Below are 13,665 nucleotides of genomic sequence, written 5' to 3'. Positions count from 1 at the left end.
GATTCAATGCACCGTTACGGATGCGGTATATTTTTTCAGGTCAACACAATCACCTGGCAATGGATGCGAATTCCAGTACGAGTGAATTGCCAGGGCAGCGCCCAGTGCCGAAGCCTGCGCAACTGAGGCCGCATAAACTTCAATAGTTGGAAAAGCCAGCGCCAGCAAATTCATGTAAATCGGGTTTTTGCTAAAACCACCATCAACGAAAATGCGCTTCACGGGAGAGCCCGCCAGCACCAGGTTCGTCGAAATCAGTTGCTGGGCCACAATATCAAGAATGAGCTGGTGATACGCTTCAGCGTAATCAGCAAAGTCGGCCAGATTGCGCTGACCAAATAATGAGCCTTTCATCGAAAGTAACTGATTCCCTTTCGCATCCGCGTCTGTGGTTACCTGGCTGTTCTGATGACGTAGTCGCTCAATCGTTTTCGGATTATACCCCACCCGAACATATTGATCGATAGGCACCTGAAAATGCGCTGCCAGCCGCTTTATCTGTTGCTCGTGCTCGTAACCGGCAAACAATCGTGCCGATTTTACGGGCTGGCCTTTGTAATGCATGTAATTCAGACAATCATACTGCAACTCTTCCGGCGTCAGCGGACGATTGTTGAACGGATTCATGCTAATGCACCAAGTTCCGGTCGAAATAAGTACAAACGGCTCCTGAAACGATGCTAGATAAGGAACCAGGGCCGACGAGCTATCGTGCAAGCCAACACCCGCCTGAAGCGACGTACCATCGACCGTTGCAGCCTGAACCGAATCGGAAGCAACAATGGGAGCCAGTCGACCGTCGAGTTCTTCGTCGGTTACCCACCTGTGGTATTGCTGCCGGTCGAAATCCCAAAGCATGGTATGGCAGCCGACGCTGGTCATGTCCGAGACGGGCCACCTGGTAATGAGGTAACTAACGTATTGCGGCAGGTGCAGCGCATAGGTCAGTTTGGCAAACAGTTCAGGTTGTTCGTATTTGATGCGATACACCTGAAGTCCTGAATTCAAACTCCCCAGCGAAGGCGACGCCGTCTGGCGAGTCAACTCTACCTCTGGCCCATAGTTACCGAAAAACTGCTCCGACAACGTAGCAGGATACGCTTTCAGATAATTGTATAGTTGCCCAACTGGCTCACCGTCCTTGTCAATATAAACGATACTAGCCCCATAAGCGGAGACATTGACAGCCGTCACCGTAAATTGGGGCAAACGTAGCACTTCCTCCAGCGACGTAGTAACCCAACTCCGAAGCCGGTTTACGTCTTCGCACGAGTCTCCGTCTTCGTCTGAAATTTCGGCAAACTGTTCCGATTTTTCCCAGACAATTTGGTACTGTTCATCAAAAAGAAACAGCTTTTTATTGGTCTTCCCAATGTCGAAAATAGCAACAACGTTCATGAATGATGAATTATGAATGATGAATTATGAATGTTCGAATAGGACTTCTGGCCGTCCATTCATCATTTATCATTCATAATTCATCATTAATTTACAGTCCCGTGGCGAAGGTTTTGGCACCGCGCTCGCCGATGAGTTGCTGGCGAACGTCTAATGTACGGTAGAGGCCGAGTGGGTTCAATGAACCACCTGCCCGTCGACGTGCTTCGGCGACCAGCGGGCGAACATCGGTGCGGAATGCATCCTGAAGAATTTCCTGGGCACGAACAGGGTCGTTGGCTTCGCGGGCTTCTTCCAGCGCTTCCCGGTCGACCAGTAAAGCTTGAGCGTAGGCCAGTTGGATGGCTTCGACCGACTGAAGCAAGTCTTCGAGAGGGTCTTTTACGTTGTGGCTGGCGTCGATCATCCAGCCGAGGTCTTTGGCGTGATTCATTCCACGTGCATCCATACCATCCACTAATTCCGTGAAAATCAGGAATAGTTGATACGGACGGATACTGCCGACGGTTAAATCATCGTCGCCGTACTTGGAATCGTTGAAGTGGAAGCCGCCAAGTTTACCCTGATGGAGGAGAATCGCGACAATCTGCTCGATGTTAGCGTTGGGCAGGTGGTGTCCCAAATCGACGAGTGTGTACGCTTTCGGGCCGAGTTTGCTGGCGAATAGGAAGCTGCTGCCCCAATCGCCCACGGTCATCGAATAGAAATTGGGCTCGAAGGCTTTGTACTCCACAAATAGCTTCCAGTCGTCGGGCAGGGCGGCATAGATTTCGGCCAGACTCGACAAGGTGCGGTCGAATGCCTTACGAAAATTCAGCTGTCCTGGAAAACAGGAACCATCTGACAGCCAGACCGTCAGCGAATCAGAACCTAGCTCGACGCCGTGTTTTATTACGTCGATGTTATGGTCGATAGCCTGCTGCCGAACAGCAGCATCGGTATGCTGGAGTGAGCCAAATTTATAGCTTAACGCTTGATCTGCCTGGTCCTGGAATGTATTGGAGTTAACTGCATCAAAACGTAGACCGTTCTGAGCAGCAAGTTGTTTAACGGCCTGTGGATCAGTTGGAATGTCCCAGGGAATATGCAGCGAAATCGCGCCACTCGCGCGGTTCAGGGCGTGTAGCAGACCTACATCGGCAATCTTCTCTTCCAGCGAACGAGGTTCTCCCCCACCCGGAAAACGCCCGAAGCGCGTCCCACCCGTACCCAGCGCCCAACTTGGGATTGCCACCTGAAATTCAATCAGTTTCTGAATAACTGGTTCCGCCTTCGCGACCTCCTGCGTCCAGTACGACAGTTTTCGCTGATGCCCTTCCAGTTGAGTCTGGTTGTAATCCGAAATATGTTCGAGTTCGATTTGCATAAGGATTGAGGGTTGGTTTAAATGAATAATGCAAAATGAATAATGTATAATGTAGACGAAGGGACCTAGCGTCCTGAATGACATTATACATTATTCATTTTGCATTATTCATTAATGTTATGTTACCGAACAAACGCCATGGCGACGCCACCATCTACGTTCAGTACGTTGCCGGTCGATTTGGCGAGCAGGCCATTCACGCAGGCCAGACAGGCATTAGCAATATCGTCGGGGAGGATGATTTCATTTAATAGCGTCCGTTTGGCATAATAACCCGGTAGTTCGGCAACCGTAATGCCATACGCTTTGGCACGACCTTCGGCCCAGGCACCCGCCCAGATTTTCGAGTCGGAGATAACGGCGTCAGGGTTTACTACGTTCACGCGGATATGGTCTTTGCCTAACTCAGCCGCGTTCAGGCGACTCAGGTGCAGTTGGGCTGCCTTGGCTGAACCATAACCCGCATTGTTCGGGCCGGACACCAGCGCATTTTTGCTGACGATGTTGATAACATCGCCACCCAGTTTCTGCTTGCGCATGATTTCAACGCCTTTCTGCGTAACCAGGAACTGCCCTTTCACCAGTACGTCGTACAGCAGATCCCAGTCCTTTTCGGTGTGCTCTTCAATGGGTTTGGAGATGCTCAACCCGGCGCAGTTTACTACAATATCGACTCCCCCAAACGCCAACGTAGCCGTATCGAACGTAGCGGCAATAGTTTCGGCCTTCGTTACGTCAAGTTGGTCGGCGGCATAGGCATCTTTGCCGTATTGCTTCAGGAACTCATCTTTCGCACCCGCCAGACGGTCGGCGTCGTTGTCGTTGATGACAACGACAGCACCTTCTGAGAGGAATTTCTTGGCGATAGCTTTTCCGATCCCTCCGGCACTGCCTGTAATCAGGGCAATTTTACCAGAGAGTGGTTTTGGTTTTGGCATACGCTGAAGTTTCGCTTCTTCCAGCAACCAATATTCTATATCGAACGCTTCCTGTTCAGGCAGACCAACGTAGTCAGAAACGGCTTCGGCGCCTTTCATTACGTTGATAGCGTTGGTGTAGAACTCAGCCGCCACGCGTGCCGTCTGCTTGTCCTTCGCGAACGTAATCATACCCACGGCCGGCCACAGCAGCACGACCGGATTTGGGTCACGTATCGCTGGACTATTGTCATGTTTGCAACGCTCGTAATACGCAGCATAATCGGCACGGTAATCTTCAAAAGCTTTTTCCAGATACGTAGCACTGTCGGCTCCGGTCAATTGTTCCGGGTCGAGAACCAGCGGGCGTATTTTGGTACGCAGGAAGTGGTCGGGGCAGCTCGTACCCAAACGCGCTAAACGTGGCAGATCGTTCGAGTTAACGAATTCCAGTACGCGCGAATCATCAGTAAAATGGCCAATCATCTGGCGATAACTTGATGCCAGACCACGTAGCGTTGGCATCAGGGCAGCCGCTTGTTTTTTGCGCGTATCGGCATCTGTATTTCCGCGGGCTACACCACCGAAAACCGGCCGTTTTTTGCCAAAATTCTGATGCAGGTATTCTGACGCCTGCTCAATCACTTCCAACGTATTGATATACGATTCGTAGGACGTATCACCCCAGGTAAACAGTCCATGTCCGCCGAGAATAATCCCCCGCAGTTTTGGGTTTTTCTGAACCGCTTCTTCCAGTTTCAGGCCGAGGTCGAAACCGGGGCGCTGCCAGGGAATCCACGCCATTTTATCACCCCATATTTCGTGCATGATAGCCTCACCGTCTTTACTGGCGGCAATGGCAATCAGGGCATCTGGGTGCAGGTGGTCAATGTGTTTGTACGGCAACAGGCCATGTAAGGGCGTATCGATGGATGGCGCAGCGCATTTGGGGTCGAACAGGCAGTGATCGAACAGACCCACCATTTCGTCTTCAAATTCCAGTCCGCGATACCGGCTTTTCAATGCATGCAATCGCTCTACGTAGAGGTTCGCACACCCCTTTTTGGTGAGCGTACCGATGTCCCCGCCCGAACCTTTCACCCACATCACCTCCACGGGTTCACCAGTCAACGGATTGGTTTCCATCAGCTTAACGGATGTATTCCCGCCAGCGTAGTTGGTCAGGCGAAGGTCCGCTCCGAGCAGATTAGAGCGGTAAATAAACAGGGCTACTTCGTCGCCGGCGAGTTCGGCCGCCTTTTTCTCATCCCAGAGATAGCTTACGTAGTTGAACGCTTGCGTCGTATTCATAAATTGGAGTAAGTAGTATCTATCTGTAATCTTGTTTTAGCAAAGTACGTTTAATTTCAATTCTCCTGCTTCATGTACTCTCCTGTAATTAAAATTTTTGACACGCCCTGTTGGATGCCTGGAAATCTGCATCTGGAAAAGGCCTCTAACGAGCGCATAACAGGTGAGAACAGGTAAGTTCAGGCAATTAAGTTCGGTAAATTTGTAAAAATAGAGAAAACGTGGCAGTTATCTGGGGAGTTATTCTACATGCGCTGGGCGGCTTTGCGTCCGGAAGTTTTTATTTACCCTACAAAAGAGTTCGCGGCTGGGCCTGGGAAAGCTATTGGTTCATTGGCGGGCTGTTTTCCTGGATAGCAGCTCCGCTCATACTCGGTACGCTAACCGTCCCTAATTTGTTCGACGTGCTGAAGCAGTCTCCTTCTGATACGCTCTGGTGGGTCTATTTCTGGGGTGTTTTATGGGGTTTCGGCGGATTAACCTTCGGGCTGGCCATGCGGTACCTGGGTTTATCACTGGGCATGGCGGTTACGCTGGGCTTATGTGCCTTTTTCGGAACCATAGTGCCTCCCATCTGGCAAGGTCAATTTGGTAAACTTATTAGTACACTCTCAGGACAGGTGATTATCCTGGGGCTGGGCGTTTGTGTGCTGGGCATTACCATCTGTGGCATAGCCGGTATGATGAAAGAACGTACCCTCTCCGATGAACAAAAAAAGGCAACCATCGCGGAGTTTGATATTCGGAAGGGGCTGATGGTCGCTATATTTTCGGGCATCATGAGCGCCTGTTTTGCCTTCGGGCAGACGGCCGGACAACCTATTGCCGAACTGGCCGTGAAGGCTGGCGCTGACCCACTTTACATGAACAATGCCGCGCTGGTGATTATCCTGTTAGGTGGCCTGACAACCAACGCTATCTGGACGATTTATCTAAATATCCGTAACCGAACCTATACCGACTATACCAATTTTTCCGCGCCCATTCTGGCCAACATCGTCTTCTGCGCACTGGCCGGATTTACCTGGTATTTCCAGTTCTTCTTCTACGGCATGGGCGACAGCAAAATGGGCGAATATCGCTTCTCCGGCTGGACGCTCCACATGGCCTTTATCATTGCCTTCAGCAGCCTGTGGGGTTTGTATCTCCACGAATGGAAGGGAGCCAATAAACCCACCATGCGAACCATTACGTTGGGCATTCTGACCGTAGTGCTCTCAACCGTTATCGTCGGTATCGGAAATTATCTGGCGGCATAAGTGATGAATGATGAGTCTGTTTACCCTGATTACGTTGCTTATTGTTGGTGCAGCGCTGTTCATGTACCTCAATACGCGTTTTCTGAAACTCCCCGACACTATTGGCGTAATGGTGCTCTCGTTGGCAGTTTCGGTGGTCCTTATCAGTTTAAATGGGTTGCATCCGGCCTGGTTTCAGTACGTTCGGCAAAACATTGCACAGATTGATTTCGGGCGGATTCTGTTCGACGTAATGCTGAGTTTCCTGCTGTTTGCCGGTGCATTCCATACCGATGCAAATCTGCTACGTATCGAGCGAAGGTCGGTAATGTTATTTGCCTTCGTGGGCGTCATTATCAGTACGTTTCTGGTCGGAACGGGGCTTTACTACGTAGCGAATGGCCTCGGATTTACGCTGACCTACCCGCTTTGTCTCCTCTTCGGAGCGCTTATTTCTCCCACCGACCCGATCGCTGTTCTGAGTATCATGGCCAAATTCGACCTACCCGAAAATGTCAAAATCAATATTGTCGGCGAATCGTTGTTCAACGATGGCGTGGGGGTGGTCATGTTTGCCTCGATTTATCAGCTTGTCCAGCAAGGCCCCGAGGTCGTCAGCGCGGGCGAAGTGGCGTGGCTTTTTCTGAAAGAAGCCGGAGGAGGTATGCTATTCGGGCTGGCGCTGGGCTATGGCATGTATGGGCTCGTCCGGTCGATTAATCACTATCAGACAGAAGTGCTCATTACCGTTGCTGGTGTTATGGGTGGTTATCTGCTGGCGCAGCAGTTGCATATTTCCGGCCCACTGGCAATGGTCGTAGCCGGACTGTTAGTTGGCGACCGAAAACGACACGTCATGAGCGAGACAAGCGAAGATTATGTCGATAAATTCTGGGAACTTGTTGATGTCATTCTGAACGCCTTTTTATTTGTGATGATCGGAATTGAACTGGTTATCATTGATTTCCATATCACTCAATGGAGTATCTACGTACTGGTTATCCTGCTGGTATTGCTGGCCCGTTACGTCTCCATTCTAATTCCGTTCACGCTCGCACACCGTTGGCTTGGACTCGACAATAAAGCTCCGCTTATGCTAACCTGGGGCGGCTTACGGGGTGGTTTGTCCATCGCCATGGCGCTTTCCATCGACGATACGTTGCCCCACAAAGATTTCCTGGTGACCATCACCTATGCCGTCGTCTTATTCTCCATCATTGGTCAAGGATTAACCATGGAAAGGCTCATTCGACGACTCTATCCGTGATTATTTTTTTTATAATTTTGCTTTACTTTAGCGATTGCTCAGTCAATCGCTGCGTCTATCTGCTGTGACGATGGGCACGCCAGCCTCCTGGCGCCTATAAACGGCAATAAAACATGTTTGCAACCATGTAAATAGGCGTCAGATTGTTACTTCCCGCTCTTATTAACGTACTGATTGGGCAATACGCCGTTATTTCTGGTCGGCTTTGTTATTGGCGAAACCGCCAAATTCAGTCGTTTTGGGGCTTTATCTCCCTACCTCTGCACAGTTTGCCAACGATCATAATCCAAAAAACACATGCAAAACTGGAGTGATTTCTTCGTGGCTACGGCCGGCGCATCAGCAGCCCTGGTAGGCTTTATTTTCGTGAGCGTTTCAATCAGTCTGAAACAAATACTTTCGTATCCCAATCTTCCGGGCAAAACCCTCGAGAGTCTGCTTTTACCGATTAACGTACTGCTGATTTCCTGTTGTGGACTGGTACCCGACCAACCCTTGTGGATACTTGGCAGTGAGCTTTTGATTTTAGGTTTGATCACCAGCATGATTGCCCTGCGGGTTAGCTGGCGGCTGCTGACAAAGACGCCCGTTCGCTACAAACGCTCGTATCGCTTCAGCCTACTGGTTACGCAGCTCATCATTCTACCGTCCTGGCTGGCTGGTATCCTGATCATAACCAATGGCCTGACAGCGGTTTACTGGGTAGTTCCCACGATTTTGCTGTCCTTTATCAAAGCGATTTATGACGCCTGGATATTAATTATTGAAATTAACCGCTGATGGGTTGTTTTAAAGCAGAAGTAACTACCTATCCATCATGACAAAACTGCTACGTTCCATCTAGCTCCTAAAATAGCTCGCGGGCGATTTTCATAACGTTGTCGGCTTTGCCCATGGTGTAGAAATGGAGTACAGGAGCGCCTGCGTCAATCAGTTCGCGGCCTTGCTGAACGCACCACTCTACACCTACCTGCCGGGCTTGCTGGTCGTTTTCGCAGGCTTCCACTGCATTAACCAAGTCATCGGGCAACTCCAGATGAAAGAGTTTGGGAAGAATTTGCAGTTGTTTGCGAGTGCTTAACGGCTTCAAGCCCGGAATGATGGGCACTGTAATGTCATGGTGTCGACAGCGTTCGACAAAATCCAGGTATTTCTTGTTGTCGAAGAACATTTGCGTTACAATGTAGTCGGCGCCTAGTTCCACTTTCTGCTTCAGATAGTGAAAGTCAATATCGTGGTTGGCGGCTTCGAAATGCTTTTCGGGATAAGCCGCTACGCCAATGCAGAAGCTACTGGGTGCCAGCGCCGTATCTTCTTCGTGCAGGTAAATTCCCCGATTCATATTGGCTACCTGCTCCACCAGTTCGCTGGCATATGAGTAGCCATTTTCTTTGGCCTTGAACGTTGTAAATGGCTTGGCGGGATCACCACGTAGCACCAGCGTATTGTCGATGCCGAGGTAATGCAGGTCGATCAGGAAATCTTCAGTTTCTTCGCGCGTGAAGCCGCCACAGAGTACGTGCGGCACCGGGTCGACGCCGAAACGGTGCATGATAGCGGCACAGATACCGACCGTACCGGGCCGTTTGCGCGTCACAATTTTCTGGATAGTGCCATCGGGAAGCGGCCGTTCGATGTATTCTTCGCGGTGGTACGTAACGTCGATAAACGGTGGCTTGAATTCCATCAACGGCTCGATATTGTCGAGCAGATTTTTCAGGTTGTCGCCTTTGATGGGCGGAATGACTTCAATGGAAAAAATCGGTTTGCCGTTTGCGGCCTTGATGTGGTCGGTAATTTTGGTCATTTCTAAAAAACAGGTGTGCTACGTTAGAAAATGAACGTAGTACGACTCGAAAAAGCAGAAAAACTTACCGCGAGAACATAGACAACTGCACATAGATTCCGTTGGCAGCTCCATTGCTCCACGGCTGTATATCGAGTCGGCGGCCCAGAGCCGTCTGTTTTTTAACTTCATGGAGTTTCGGAATACCCCATCCTACTAACGTACCGAACGCAGCACCCGCCAGTAAATCAGACGGATAGTGCAGACCACCCTCGTAACGTAGCACCGCCGTCGCCGTCGCCAGTCCAAGCGAGCCTACCCATACGACCGGCTTCAGCTTCGAGTGCGGAAAATAATGCCGGAACACTTCCCCCGTGAAAACGGCGGTAGCAAAGGCATTGGTTGCGTGTCCTGAAAAAAACGACTGCCGAGCGTCACGTTCCAGTTTATCGGCCAGGGGTGCATCAGGATTGTAAACAAACGGGCGTGTACGTTGCGTAACGGCTTTCACCATACCTTTCACGCCATTCGCCAGCAGCATGGTTTCGATATACATTACGGCCACCGTTTTTAGATCCTGCCGCATGGGTTTTGTACCTATCGTCAGTAAACCTGTTATGCCGATGGTACCCGCCAGTGTTACGTCACTGAGTTTATCCGCCGTCGTCGACCATTGATACGTTGCTTTCTGGTCGAACGAATTTACGTCAGCGCGTTTCAATACGCTGATTTCAGCCTGAGTAAGTGGATCAATGTTGTGGGCGAGTGCGAATGAGCCACCTAACGTAGCGGCCCCCACTCCCAGCAGCGTAATTTCACGACCCGTACGTAGTTCGTAAGGAGACTGGGCTGAAAGAGGAGTTATGAATAAAGAATAATGGATAATAAATAATGTGATACCAATACGTTTTTTCTTCAGAATTTCCTGCCAATTATTCCTAAAAGATTTTACCATTTCTGTACAAATCATTATTCATTATCCATTTCACATTATTCATTAACTACACAAATCATACCACCCGAACCACTTTGGGCTCGTCGCCTAAAAACACGAGTCGCCCTTCAACTTCGGGGAATCCCATTTCTCGGTATAAGTTTGTAAAGTATCGTAAAGAAGCTGCCAGATTGTCGAGACTTTCCTCGACTGAGTCAGTAGCCGATTCATATTGTACCAGTACAATTTGCCCATCCGGGAAATGGACAACCCGATGCGGGGCGCCATGAATCCGACTACTGCTCAGGATATTCCGGTCAGTGTCGATACGTAGCGTTGCGTCGAATAAAGGCGATAGCGCCGGATGCGACACAATGTTCAGCAAATGCTGTCTGAGTTCGGCCCGTTCAGCCTGACGTATCAACCCTTCGCTCAGCAATCGTCTCAGGCTGGTATCAATAGTTTCGGGGCCTTTGATGAGGCTTAGGGCGGCACACAGTTTACGGTCGCGTTCGCGGGTTTGTTCAAAGGTCGTTACGTCGAACATCCGGTCGGCCAGCCGACGCAGTTGCAGATCCTGCCCCCGATTCCCGCTAACGATCTCATCCAGAATAATCTCATCCAACGTAGCATCAGATTCTTTCCGCGCTTTTACATCGGCACACAGGCTGATTTCATAGCTGCTACGTCCTTCTTCCCAGGCGCAGCCACACAACTGAGCAGCTTCGCTACCGCGCAGAAAGGCGTGCAGCCAGTAACTCACATCCCGCTGATTATTTCCTTTCCCAAAATCCGATGATTTACTGACGATGTACAGCCGGTCGGTTGGTCGGGTGAAGGCAACGTAGAGGAGGTTCATATTTTCGATAAATGTCCGCGTCATTTCTTCCTCATACTGAGCCGCCACCGCTGTGTTACGTAGCTTACTGGTGGTATTCGACGGAGCTGACATAAGCCGGGTCGATTGGCCGGTACCCGCTACGTGCGAAAGGGCATCCGTCTGAATATCAGTCAGGTCGAGCCAGATCGTACTATCATTAATAGGTTCGACCCGCCAGTTGGCAAAGGGGATAATAACGACTGGAAATTCCCGGCCTTTTGCTTTATGGATCGTCTCAATAGTTACGGCATTACGAGCACTTCCCTCCACCGACACTTTCTCCTGAACGCCTTCCCAATACAACAGAAAATCGCTCAGGTGACCGCTACGTTTGTGGTTAAACGCCAGAACCTCGTCCAGAAACCGGAATAGAAACGGATTATGTTCGGCCTGCCGAAAGAGGCCGAACTGCGCCGTTAATCGTTCGGCCAGTTCATATGGGTTCAATTGGCTCAGTTCGTATGGGTCGACGGGATAACCTTCTGCGGTCAGGTAGTTGTACATGGCCGCGATGTCGGCCGTTTCGGCAGTCCGACGTAGCGTTTCTGTCAGTTCGTCGTCGGGGAAAATACCGCGCACAACCCGGTGGAACAGATACAGCAATTCATAACGTAGCAGTCGCTGTTCGGGTCGCTGAAGCAACCGCATGAGCGTAATGAGCCATTTGACAGGCTGCGAAAACTCCAGCGACAGTGAATCGGCCGACACGAGCGGAATTTGCCTGTTGTTCAGCTCATTAGCTAAAATTCGGGCATGAGCTTTTTTGCGGCACAAGATCGCTACGTCGCCGTAACGATAGCCATCGGCCAGCGCCTTTTCCAGATGCAAGAGGGTGGTTTCGAGCATCCGGGCAGTCAGGTCTTTGTCGGCTTCTTCGTCGTGGGCTACAAAATCGATCTGGACGTGTCCATTCTGGTTAGCCTCTTTGGGAGTTTCCTGATGAAAGAGCTTATTCTCATCAAATATGTCGGTTAGTTTGGGATGCTGTCCCCGAAACTCTTGCGCCGTAAAATCAAAGAAATCATTGTTGAAACGAACAATTGGTACTGCGCTACGTCGGTTGACAGTTAAAGCATTGGGGTCAAGATGCCGTTTTAGCCCCTCAATACGGTCGGCGGTCCAGGATTCGGGGTTATGCGCAGATTTCAGGCTATCAAGCTTATCGCTATGGAGCGCTACAATCTGGTCCATATCGCCCCCCCTGAACCGGTAAATGGCCTGCTTTCCATCGCCCACAACCATATTTAAATGGTCGCCCGCGAGCGAATTTTCAATGAGCGGCAGCAGATTGGCAAACTGCAATCGGGACGTATCCTGAAACTCGTCGATAAGGATGTGATTGTATCGGGTACCCAATCGCTCGTACAAAAACGGCACTGGCTCCGACGACACTATAGTCAGAATTTTCTTGTTAAATTCTGAAATGTGAACCCGGCCGTCTTTCCGCAGCAAATCATCGAATTCAATCCGCATTTGCTTCAGCAGGGCCAGTTTCTGCAAATGCGGCAGCAGACAGTCGAACAGCGCTACCTGTTGTCCCTGTTCGTCGCGGATGGCCTGAATCTGCCGGATGCAATCGCTCAGTTCGTCGGTCATGGCGTCGATCATGCCCTGAACCGGCATGGGCGTTTTCTTCCCATACCATTCGCCTTTCTCTACGGCATTGTTAACGCGTGTCCCCGGTTCTTTACCCGTATTTCCCTCAGCTATCGCACGCAGGTATCCGCCTACACCAGCGTTCCCATACGTGAAATCACTTTCGTCCAGACCAGCCTCCGTGATACGTTTCCAGGCCCGTTGTCCCTGCGCCACAATATCCGCTTCGACCTGCTGGTTATGGGCGAGCAACTGCGTCCGGATCATACGTAACGCGCTGGGCGACAGTTCCTGGGCTGCGTTCACAGCCTGGTAAAACTGGTCGGAGGTGAGGTTGCGACCAAATTCGCGGAGCAATTCGGGAAGTTGATTCCAGCTTTTTCCTTCGGCGGCCGCATGGGTGTAGTACTCGCTCAGAATGGTCGTAATTTCGTCCATCTCATCCGTACCCGCCTTTTCGATGAGGTTGTCGATGGCTAATTCAAGCACTTCGTCCGTTTCCAATTCGACCTCAAACGAATAAGGCAACCCAAGTTCGTCGGTGAAGGCCGCTACTACACGCTGGGTAAACGAGTCGATGGTGGTTACGCTGAAATCGGCGTAGCGATGCAGAATGGTTTTGAATACGGAAGACGCTTTTTGGCGAAGTTCTGCTTTGTAACTAGCAAACGAATCTGAATCAGGCTGTATATGATATATTTCACAGACCAGTTCATCGAGCAGGGCTACTGTTTTAGGGTCAGTGATTTCCTCCTCCCCTTTAATCCTGGATAACGTTTTCAAAATCCGGTCCTTCATTTCGTTGGCTGCTGCGTTGGTGAACGTAACAGCCAGAATATGCCGGAAATAATCGTCGTACTCATCCGGTCGGAGTGCCAGTTTGAGGTACTCTTTCGTGAGCGTATACGTCTTACCCGAACCCGCTGAAGAACTGTAGATTTTGAACATCGAAGCTTAGGGCAGAGGGCATGG

9 protein-coding genes are annotated in these 13,665 nt (G+C 50.4%); 3 read left to right on the top strand and 6 right to left on the bottom strand.

The window, feature by feature from the left end; translation table 11 throughout:
• Window positions 1–3 precede the first annotated feature (3 nt).
• The 3 genes from IC229_RS12840 to IC229_RS12830 form a co-directional block, all read right to left on the bottom strand.
• Window positions 4–1,398, bottom strand: a complete 1,395-nt coding sequence (locus IC229_RS12840; RefSeq protein WP_190887385.1) for an FGGY-family carbohydrate kinase — start codon at window positions 1,396–1,398, stop codon at window positions 4–6.
• 91 nt (window positions 1,399–1,489) lie between these two features.
• The gene (locus IC229_RS12835; protein ID WP_190887384.1) at window positions 1,490–2,764 is read right to left on the bottom strand and encodes a TIM barrel protein; all 1,275 of its coding nucleotides are present in this window, start codon (window positions 2,762–2,764) and stop codon (window positions 1,490–1,492) included.
• Window positions 2,765–2,886: 122 nt separating this feature from the next.
• A complete protein-coding gene (locus IC229_RS12830) occupies window positions 2,887–4,992 on the bottom strand; it encodes a bifunctional aldolase/short-chain dehydrogenase (RefSeq protein ID WP_190887383.1) in 2,106 nt (701 codons plus the stop codon).
• A 221-nt stretch (window positions 4,993–5,213) separates the two neighbouring features.
• Here IC229_RS12830 and rhaT point away from each other — a divergent pair, with 221 nt between their 5' ends.
• The 3 genes from rhaT (at window position 5,214) to IC229_RS12815 (ending at window position 8,277) form a co-directional block, all read left to right on the top strand.
• Window positions 5,214–6,251 (top strand): L-rhamnose/proton symporter RhaT, encoded by a 1,038-nt coding sequence (gene rhaT / locus IC229_RS12825; protein ID WP_190887382.1) that lies wholly within the window; start codon window positions 5,214–5,216, stop codon window positions 6,249–6,251.
• A gap of 7 nt (window positions 6,252–6,258) precedes the next feature.
• Window positions 6,259–7,497 (top strand): cation:proton antiporter, encoded by a 1,239-nt coding sequence (locus IC229_RS12820; protein WP_317171562.1) that lies wholly within the window; start codon window positions 6,259–6,261, stop codon window positions 7,495–7,497.
• A 297-nt stretch (window positions 7,498–7,794) separates the two neighbouring features.
• The gene (locus tag IC229_RS12815) at window positions 7,795–8,277 is read left to right on the top strand and encodes a hypothetical protein (protein WP_190887381.1); all 483 of its coding nucleotides are present in this window, start codon (window positions 7,795–7,797) and stop codon (window positions 8,275–8,277) included.
• A gap of 67 nt (window positions 8,278–8,344) precedes the next feature.
• Here IC229_RS12815 and metF read toward each other — a convergent pair whose 3' ends face one another.
• The 3 genes from metF to IC229_RS12800 all read right to left on the bottom strand — a co-directional run bounded on the left by metF (window position 8,345) and on the right by IC229_RS12800 (window position 13,641).
• Window positions 8,345–9,304 carry a methylenetetrahydrofolate reductase [NAD(P)H] gene (metF, locus tag IC229_RS12810; protein WP_190887380.1) on the bottom strand — a complete coding sequence of 320 codons (960 nt, stop codon included), beginning with the start codon at window positions 9,302–9,304 and terminating at the stop codon, window positions 8,345–8,347.
• 64 nt (window positions 9,305–9,368) lie between these two features.
• On the bottom strand, window positions 9,369–10,238 hold the full coding sequence (locus IC229_RS12805; RefSeq protein WP_190887379.1) for a phosphatase PAP2 family protein: 870 nt from the start codon (window positions 10,236–10,238) through the stop codon (window positions 9,369–9,371).
• Between the two features lie 55 nt (window positions 10,239–10,293).
• Window positions 10,294–13,641: a UvrD-helicase domain-containing protein gene (locus IC229_RS12800; RefSeq protein ID WP_190887378.1), complete on the bottom strand. Its 3,348-nt coding sequence runs from the start codon at window positions 13,639–13,641 to the stop codon at window positions 10,294–10,296.
• Between the last annotated feature and the right edge of the window lie 24 nt (window positions 13,642–13,665).

Origin of the sequence: Spirosoma profusum (assembly GCF_014699005.1) — a bacterium.
Classification (GTDB): Bacteria; Bacteroidota; Bacteroidia; order Cytophagales; family Spirosomataceae; genus Spirosoma; species Spirosoma profusum.
The sequence above is the reverse complement of the archived record's forward strand: the minus strand, read 5'-3'. Positions and strand labels throughout refer to the sequence as shown.

Excerpts from the sequence above, each read along its gene's own strand:
- IC229_RS12840 (WP_190887385.1), bottom strand. The coding sequence starts at position 1,398 with ATGAACGTTGTTGCTATTTTCGACATTGGGAAGACCAATAAAAAGCTG.
- IC229_RS12835 (WP_190887384.1), bottom strand. The coding sequence starts at position 2,764 with ATGCAAATCGAACTCGAACATATTTCGGATTACAACCAGACTCAACTG.
- IC229_RS12830 (WP_190887383.1), bottom strand. The coding sequence starts at position 4,992 with ATGAATACGACGCAAGCGTTCAACTACGTAAGCTATCTCTGGGATGAG.
- IC229_RS12820 (WP_317171562.1), top strand. The coding sequence starts at position 6,259 with ATGATGAGTCTGTTTACCCTGATTACGTTGCTTATTGTTGGTGCAGCG.
- IC229_RS12815 (WP_190887381.1), top strand. The coding sequence starts at position 7,795 with ATGCAAAACTGGAGTGATTTCTTCGTGGCTACGGCCGGCGCATCAGCA.
- metF (WP_190887380.1), bottom strand. The coding sequence starts at position 9,304 with ATGACCAAAATTACCGACCACATCAAGGCCGCAAACGGCAAACCGATT.
- IC229_RS12805 (WP_190887379.1), bottom strand. The coding sequence starts at position 10,238 with ATGGTAAAATCTTTTAGGAATAATTGGCAGGAAATTCTGAAGAAAAAA.
- IC229_RS12800 (WP_190887378.1), bottom strand. The coding sequence starts at position 13,641 with ATGTTCAAAATCTACAGTTCTTCAGCGGGTTCGGGTAAGACGTATACG.